Origin of the sequence: Bradyrhizobium sp., from assembly GCF_036009065.1 — a bacterium.
GTDB lineage: Bacteria > Pseudomonadota > Alphaproteobacteria > Rhizobiales > Xanthobacteraceae > Bradyrhizobium.
In genome coordinates, this window is the sequence record NZ_DASYMN010000225.1 from 1 (window position 1) to 6,093 (window position 6,093).

Annotated in this window: 10 protein-coding genes; 6 read left to right on the forward strand and 4 right to left on the reverse strand. The window is 63.5% G+C overall.

The window, feature by feature from the left end; translation table 11 throughout:
• The 3 genes from VGP39_RS13725 to VGP39_RS13735 all read right to left on the reverse strand — a co-directional run.
• Nucleotides 1-303: cbb3-type cytochrome c oxidase subunit I (locus VGP39_RS13725; RefSeq protein WP_327568648.1), on the reverse strand; the 303-nt coding region annotated here is incomplete at its 3' end.
• Nucleotides 304-379: 76 nt separating this feature from the next.
• Nucleotides 380-1,219: a cytochrome c oxidase subunit II gene (gene coxB, locus VGP39_RS13730; protein WP_327568649.1), complete on the reverse strand. Its 840-nt coding sequence runs from the start codon at nt 1,217-1,219 to the stop codon at nt 380-382.
• Nucleotides 1,220-1,257: 38 nt separating this feature from the next.
• Nucleotides 1,258-1,479 (reverse strand): hypothetical protein, encoded by a 222-nt coding sequence (locus VGP39_RS13735; protein WP_327568650.1) that lies wholly within the window; start codon nt 1,477-1,479, stop codon nt 1,258-1,260.
• 178 nt (nt 1,480-1,657) lie between these two features.
• Here VGP39_RS13735 and VGP39_RS13740 point away from each other — a divergent pair, with 178 nt between their 5' ends.
• The gene (locus VGP39_RS13740; protein ID WP_327568651.1) at nt 1,658-2,179 is read left to right on the forward strand and encodes an invasion associated locus B family protein; all 522 of its coding nucleotides are present in this window, start codon (nt 1,658-1,660) and stop codon (nt 2,177-2,179) included.
• Nucleotides 2,180-2,237: 58 nt separating this feature from the next.
• Here VGP39_RS13740 and VGP39_RS13745 read toward each other — a convergent pair whose 3' ends face one another.
• On the reverse strand, nt 2,238-2,432 hold the full coding sequence (locus VGP39_RS13745; protein WP_327568652.1) for a DUF433 domain-containing protein: 195 nt from the start codon (nt 2,430-2,432) through the stop codon (nt 2,238-2,240).
• A 109-nt stretch (nt 2,433-2,541) separates the two neighbouring features.
• Here VGP39_RS13745 and tldD point away from each other — a divergent pair, with 109 nt between their 5' ends.
• From tldD to VGP39_RS13770, 5 genes are all read left to right on the forward strand, one after another.
• Nucleotides 2,542-3,966, forward strand: coding sequence for a metalloprotease TldD (gene tldD / locus VGP39_RS13750; RefSeq protein WP_327568653.1), 1,425 nt, complete (start codon nt 2,542-2,544; stop codon nt 3,964-3,966).
• Complete coding sequence (gene lepB, locus VGP39_RS13755) at nt 3,963-4,733, forward strand: signal peptidase I (protein WP_327568654.1); 771 nt, start codon at nt 3,963-3,965, stop codon at nt 4,731-4,733. Before tldD ends, lepB begins: the two co-directional genes overlap by 4 nt.
• Before the next feature lie 112 nt (nt 4,734-4,845).
• Complete coding sequence (locus tag VGP39_RS13760; RefSeq protein ID WP_327568655.1) at nt 4,846-5,430, forward strand: nucleotidyltransferase family protein; 585 nt, start codon at nt 4,846-4,848, stop codon at nt 5,428-5,430.
• On the forward strand, nt 5,427-5,765 hold the full coding sequence (locus VGP39_RS13765; protein ID WP_327568656.1) for an MmcQ/YjbR family DNA-binding protein: 339 nt from the start codon (nt 5,427-5,429) through the stop codon (nt 5,763-5,765). Before VGP39_RS13760 ends, VGP39_RS13765 begins: the two co-directional genes overlap by 4 nt.
• 158 nt (nt 5,766-5,923) lie before the next feature.
• On the forward strand, nt 5,924-6,093 hold a 170-nt coding region (locus VGP39_RS13770), incomplete at its 3' end, for an LLM class flavin-dependent oxidoreductase (RefSeq protein WP_327568657.1).

The following is a 6,093-nucleotide window of genomic DNA, read 5'->3' on the forward strand; positions in this document are numbered from 1 at the left end:
GCCGCCGATCATCGCCGGCATCACCATGAAGAAGATCATGATCAGGCCGTGCGAGGTGACGAACACGTTGTAGGTATGGGTTTCGTGGAACAGCTGCACGCCGGGATACATCAGCTCGATGCGGATCGCGATCGACATCGCCGCGCCGATGACGCCGGCGATGATCGCGAACACCAGGTACATCGTGCCGATGTCCTTGTGGTTGGTCGAATAGACGAAGCGCCGCCAGCCGGTCGGATGGTCGTGCGCGTGATCGTCGTGCGCGTGGCCGTGAGCGTCGTGAGCCGGTGTTGCTGTTGCCATTTTCAAATCCTAATCTTGCAGTCTCTCCGGACCATGCGGCCCGTCGCCCTTGTGGGTTGCCGCGCGCGCGGCCCGCTTACTGCGCCGCCGCGCCAGCCGATGCGAACGAGTTCGCAGGATTGCTCGCGAATTTCTTCTTCGCGCCTTCGACCCAGCTTGCGAATTCCTGATCGTTCACCACCCGCACCGCGATCGGCATGAAGGCGTGATCCTTGCCGCACAGCTCCGAGCACTGGCCGTAGAACATGCCTTCCTTGGTGGCCTTGAACCAGGTCTCGTTGAGACGGCCGGGCACCGAGTCGATCTTGATGCCGAACGCGGGCACCGCGAAGGCGTGGATCACGTCGGCGCCGGTGGTCTGGATCCGGACCACCTTGTTGACCGGCACCACCATTTCGTTGTCGACACCGAGCAGGCGGGGCTTCTTGTCCTGGGCCAGCAGCGAATCGAATTCGAACTTGCCGTGATCGGGATAGGAATAGCTCCAGTACCACTGCTTGCCGGTGGCCTTGATGGTGAGATCGGCTTTGGGAATGTCGAGCTGCTGGAACAGCAGGCGGAACGACGGCACCGCGATGCCGACCAGGATCAGCACCGGGATGATGGTCCAGGCCACTTCGATCAGGGTGTTGTGCGTGGTCTTGGAGGGGACCGGGTTGGCCTTGGCGTTGAACTTCACCATCACGATGACGAGAAGCGCCAGCACGAACAGGGTGATGATGGTGATCAGCCAGAACAGGAAATTGTGGAACCAGGTGATGTTGTCCATTACCGGACTGGCAGATTCCTGCAGCGTCATTTCCCACGGCCTGGGCTGACCCAATTCGGCGAACGCCGCGCCGCCAAAAGCAAGCGCGGCTCCGACAACGGCCAACCCCAGCAACCGGCGGCCACTCTGGCCCTTCGACATCTTCATGCCGCTCGCGCTCCTTGTCACTAAATCCCCTCAGCAAGTCAGCCAACGGCTTGAGAATGCTGCACGATCTGCGCCCCGCCAACGGCCTTGAGATGAACTTTACGAGCACCCGGGCCGAAACGTTGGAACGCGTCGAAATCCAGCCTCTCAAACCATAATTCGCAGCCTGTCGCAATGCAGTAGTAGGGCGTGGAGCGATGCATTCGTGCCTCGCCGCCCGGCGCCGCATTTTCCTGATAAATAGGGAGAATCACCCACATTTACAGCGCGGCGCCGCTTGACAGGCGGATTGTCCGATGTAGGCACAGGGAGGCCGCTCCACAGCAACCTGATTCGCTTGAGCGGAGCGGCCTGTTCCGGCCGCCTTCAAGGCGCCGTCATTGCCGATCAGTCCACTGTTTGAACCCGTTTGCCAGACTCTTTAAGGGATCGACCCGGATGGGGTTTTCGAGACAGCAGGCAAAAACCCAGATTGCGGCCGGCGCCCTTGCCGCCGCGCTGTTTTTCGGCCTAACCGCCGCCGCCGGCGCCCAGGGCGCGGTCCGCTCGGTGCATGGCGACTGGCAGATCCGCTGCGACACCCCGCCGGGCGCGCAGGGCGAGCAATGCGCCCTGATCCAGAGCGTGGTGGCGGAAGACCGCTCCAATGCCGGCCTTACGGTGATCGTGCTGAAAACCGCCGATCAGAAGAGCAAGCTGATGCGGGTGGTGGCGCCGCTGGGCGTGCTGCTGCCGTCCGGGCTTGGCCTGAAACTCGACAATGTCGACGTCGGCCGCGCCGGTTTTGTGCGCTGCCTGCCCAACGGCTGCGTTGCCGAAGTCGTGATGGATGACAAGCTGCTCGGGCAATTGCGGACGGCCAAGACCGCGACGTTCATCATTTTCGAGACGCCTGAGGAGGGGATCGGGTTTCCGCTCAGCCTGAACGGGATCGGCGAGGGGTATGACAAGCTGCCGTGAGGGACTTCACCCACGCTAGCTTCGCAGTCGACTGATTTCCGACGCGCGACCAGATTATTTAGGCAGCCGCTTGGGCAAGGCATGCCCGGATGTCGTCCTCGGTCAATTCAGGGAAGTCGCTTAGGATTTGCTCATGTGTCCGGCCGGCCGCGAGCCAGCCAAGCACATCAGCGACGGCAATCCGCATGTGGCGGATGCAAGGCCGGCCGCCGCGCTTCCCCGGTTCGATCGTAATGACATGCCGATAATCCATGGTACCAATCTAGCATCGTTTTCGCGCGAGCGCGCCAGCGTTTGCCCCTCGCAAGTCGGCGATCGGAATACTATCTTGACGCAAATACTGCCCGCAAACGGAACATCCCATGACCAACCTCGCGACCTCCTCCCTGCTCGACCGCGCCAACCTCGACCGCGATGCCGTGCGCCACGAAGTCGCGCGTGGCTTAGCGGGCGCCGACGACGGCGAGCTGTTCCTGGAATACGCCCAGTCCGAAATGCTGATGTTCGACAACGGCCGGCTCAAGCAGGCCACCTACGATACCAGCCAGGGTTTCGGCCTGCGCGCGGTAAAAGACGATGCGGTCGGATACGCGCATTCGTCCGATGTGTCGCTGCCGGCGCTGATGCGCGCCGCGGATGCGGTCGCGGCGGTGCGCGGCGGCTATAGCGGCAGTTTTGCTGCGGCTCCCGCGCATACCAATGTGCGGCTCTATGGCGACGACAATCCGCTCGACGCGCCGGGTTTCGAAGCAAAAGTAAAGCTGCTGGCCGAGATCGACGCCTATGTCCGGGACAAGGATCCGCGGGTGCGGCAGGTGTCGGTCAGCGTCGCCGCGACCTGGCAAATGGTGGAAATCCTCCGGCCTGACGGCGAGAGCTATCGCGACATCCGGCCGCTGGTGCGGCTCAACGTCTCCGTCGTGGCCGGACAGGGCGACCGGCAGGAAAGCGGCAGCAAGGGCTATGGCGGCCGCGAACCTTACGCGCGCTTCGTCGAAACCAAGGCGTGGCGCGAGGCCGCCGATGGCGCGATCCGCGAAGCCGTGGTCAATCTCGAATCGGTGCCGGCGCCCGCGGGCGAAATGGACGTGGTGCTCGGCCCAGGCTGGCCCGGCGTGATGCTGCATGAGGCGGTCGGCCACGGATTGGAAGGCGATTTCAACCGCAAGCAGACCTCGGCTTTCGCGGGGTTGATGGGCCAGCAGGTCGCTGCAAAAGGCGTCACCGTGGTTGATGACGGCACCATCGCGTCGCGGCGCGGTTCGCTGTCGATCGACGACGAGGGCACGCCGACCAACCGCACCGTGCTGATCGAGGACGGCATCCTGGTCGGCTACATGCAGGACCGCCAGAACGCGCGGCTGATGAACATGAAGCCGACCGGCAACGGCCGCCGCCAGAGCCACGCCCATGTGCCGATGCCGCGCATGACCAACACCTACATGCTCGCCGGCCGGCACGATCCGGCGGAAATCCTTAAGTCCGTGAAGAACGGAATCTTCGCCGCCAATTTCGGCGGCGGCCAGGTCGACATCACCTCGGGCAAATACGTGTTCCAGTGTACCGAGGCCTACAAAATCGAGAACGGCAGGATCGGCGCGCCGCTGAAGGGCGCGATGCTGATCGGCAACGGCCCGACCGATTTGCATCGCATCACCATGATCGGCAACGATCTGGCGCTGGATTCCGGCATCGGTACCTGCGGCAAGAACGGCCAGGGCGTGCCGGTCGGCGTCGGCCAGCCGACGTTGCGGATGGAGCGGATCACGGTAGGAGGCACAGGATGAGCGCGAAGACGGCACCGGAAGCATCGACGGCGCTAGGCTTGCGCGGACAACTCGTCCAGGTCGCGGCGATCGTGGCAATCGTTTTTCTCGGCAAGGCGGCGGTCGCCGAGCCGTTCTATGTGCCCTCGCCCTCGATGGAGCCGACGCTCCTGATCGGCGACGCAATGCTGGCCTCGAAATATCCCTATGGCTACGGCGCGGCGTCGCTGCCGATCCACATCGCCTTTCCGGAGACCGGACGGGTGTTCGGCGCGATGCCGAAGCGCGGCGATGTCGTGGTGTTCCGCTGGCCCGGCGACCGCTCGCAGGCCTGGGTGAAGCGCGTCGTCGGACTGCCCGGCGACCGCGTGCAGATGCGGCAGGGCGTGCTTTATATCAACAGCCAACCGGTGGCGCTGAAAGCTGATGGCATCGGCCAAGCCGAAGACGACAACGGCGGAAACGAACCGGCGCGCCGTTATATCGAGACGCTGCCCGGCGGCGTCAGCCACACCATTTTCAAGACGCTCGATCAGGGCCGGCTCGACAACACGCCCGAAGTGACGGTGCCGAAGGACCGCCTGTTCGTGATGGGCGACAACCGCGACAACTCCGCCGACAGCCGCGTCCCGGTCGCCGAGGGCGGTGTCGGGCTGCTGCCATCAGACAATCTGGTCGGCCGGGTGGACGCGATCGTAGGTTCCTGGGATTTCGCCACGAAAAGCCAGCCGGTGTGGACCTGGCCGTCCGGTTTCCGCGTCGCGCGGTTTTTCACGTCGGTACATTAATTGGTCATGCCCGCGCTCGTCGCGGGCATCCACGTCTTTAAGGCCGACAGCTAGGAGACGTGGATGGCCGGGACGAGCCCGGCCATGACGGTGTCTCCCGGGGTTGCTTCGGATGAATGGGGACGAATTTCGCAAGCTTGTGCTGTGTAATCTCGTCAATGACGCGCTGCTCGACGAGGTGATGCGGCTTGACTTGCCGGACGCCTGGATCGTCTCCGGCTGCCTGACGCAGACCATCTGGAATATTCGCACCCGGCGCGCGATCGACTACGGCATCAACGATTACGACGTGTTTTATTTCGATCCCGACCTGTCGTGGGAGGCCGAAGACCGCGCGATCGGCCGCTTGCGCGAAACCTCGACGCGGCTCGGTGTCCGCATCGAGGTGCGCAATCAGGCGCGCGTTCATCTGTGGTACCAGCAGAAGCACGGCACTTTTTATCCGCCGCTGCGGAATTCGGCAGAAGGCATCGATCGCTTTCTCACGCGATGCACGCAGGTCGGCCTCCAGCGCGGCGGCACCGGCGACCATGTCTACGCACCATCCGGATTTGACGAACTGGAAAGCATGACGGTGCGGCCTAATTTCACGCCGAGCTTTTCAGCCGCCGCTTATCGAAAAAAGACCGCGCGCTGGCTTTCGCTGTGGCCGGAATTGACGGTGGTGTCGCCGGTGGAAATCGAAGCAACGAAATGACCTTCGACGACATCCGGAAAACTGCGCTGGCGTGGCCCGAAGTCGAGGACGGCACGTCTTACGGCACGCCGGCGCTGAAGGTGCGCAAGAAGCTGCTGGTGCGGCTCAGGGAAGACGGCGACAGCCTGGTGATGCCGGGCGTGCCGCAGGACGAGCGCGACATGCTGATCGAGCGCGCGCCGACGATTTTTTACTTCACCGATCACTATCGTGATTATCCGATGGTGCTGATCCGGCTGTCGAAGGCGGCGCGCGCGAATGTCGAGCCGCTGCTGCGGCGGCAATGGCGGACTCTGGCTTCGAAAGCGGCGCTGAGGCAATGCGGCAATCTTTAGAGAAATATTGAACGACGGACCCGATCCGGCCCCGCGCGGCGGCTCGCGGTTTTGTGCGCTTCCCGGCGAGACCGGTTGTGTTAGCCTTATCATGCCGCCGCGTGGCGGCGAACGCGCAGCAAGACGCGTTGGAACGTCAAACGCGGAGAGGACACGCCATGGAGATCGGATATTTCACGATGCCGTCGCACCCGCCGGAGTGCGGATTGAAGGAAGGCCACGACTGGGATCTGCAGGTGATGCGCTGGCTCGACGAACTCGGCTACCGCGAAGCCTGGGTCGGCGAGCATCACACCGCGCCGTGGGAGCCGCATCCCTCGCCGGACCT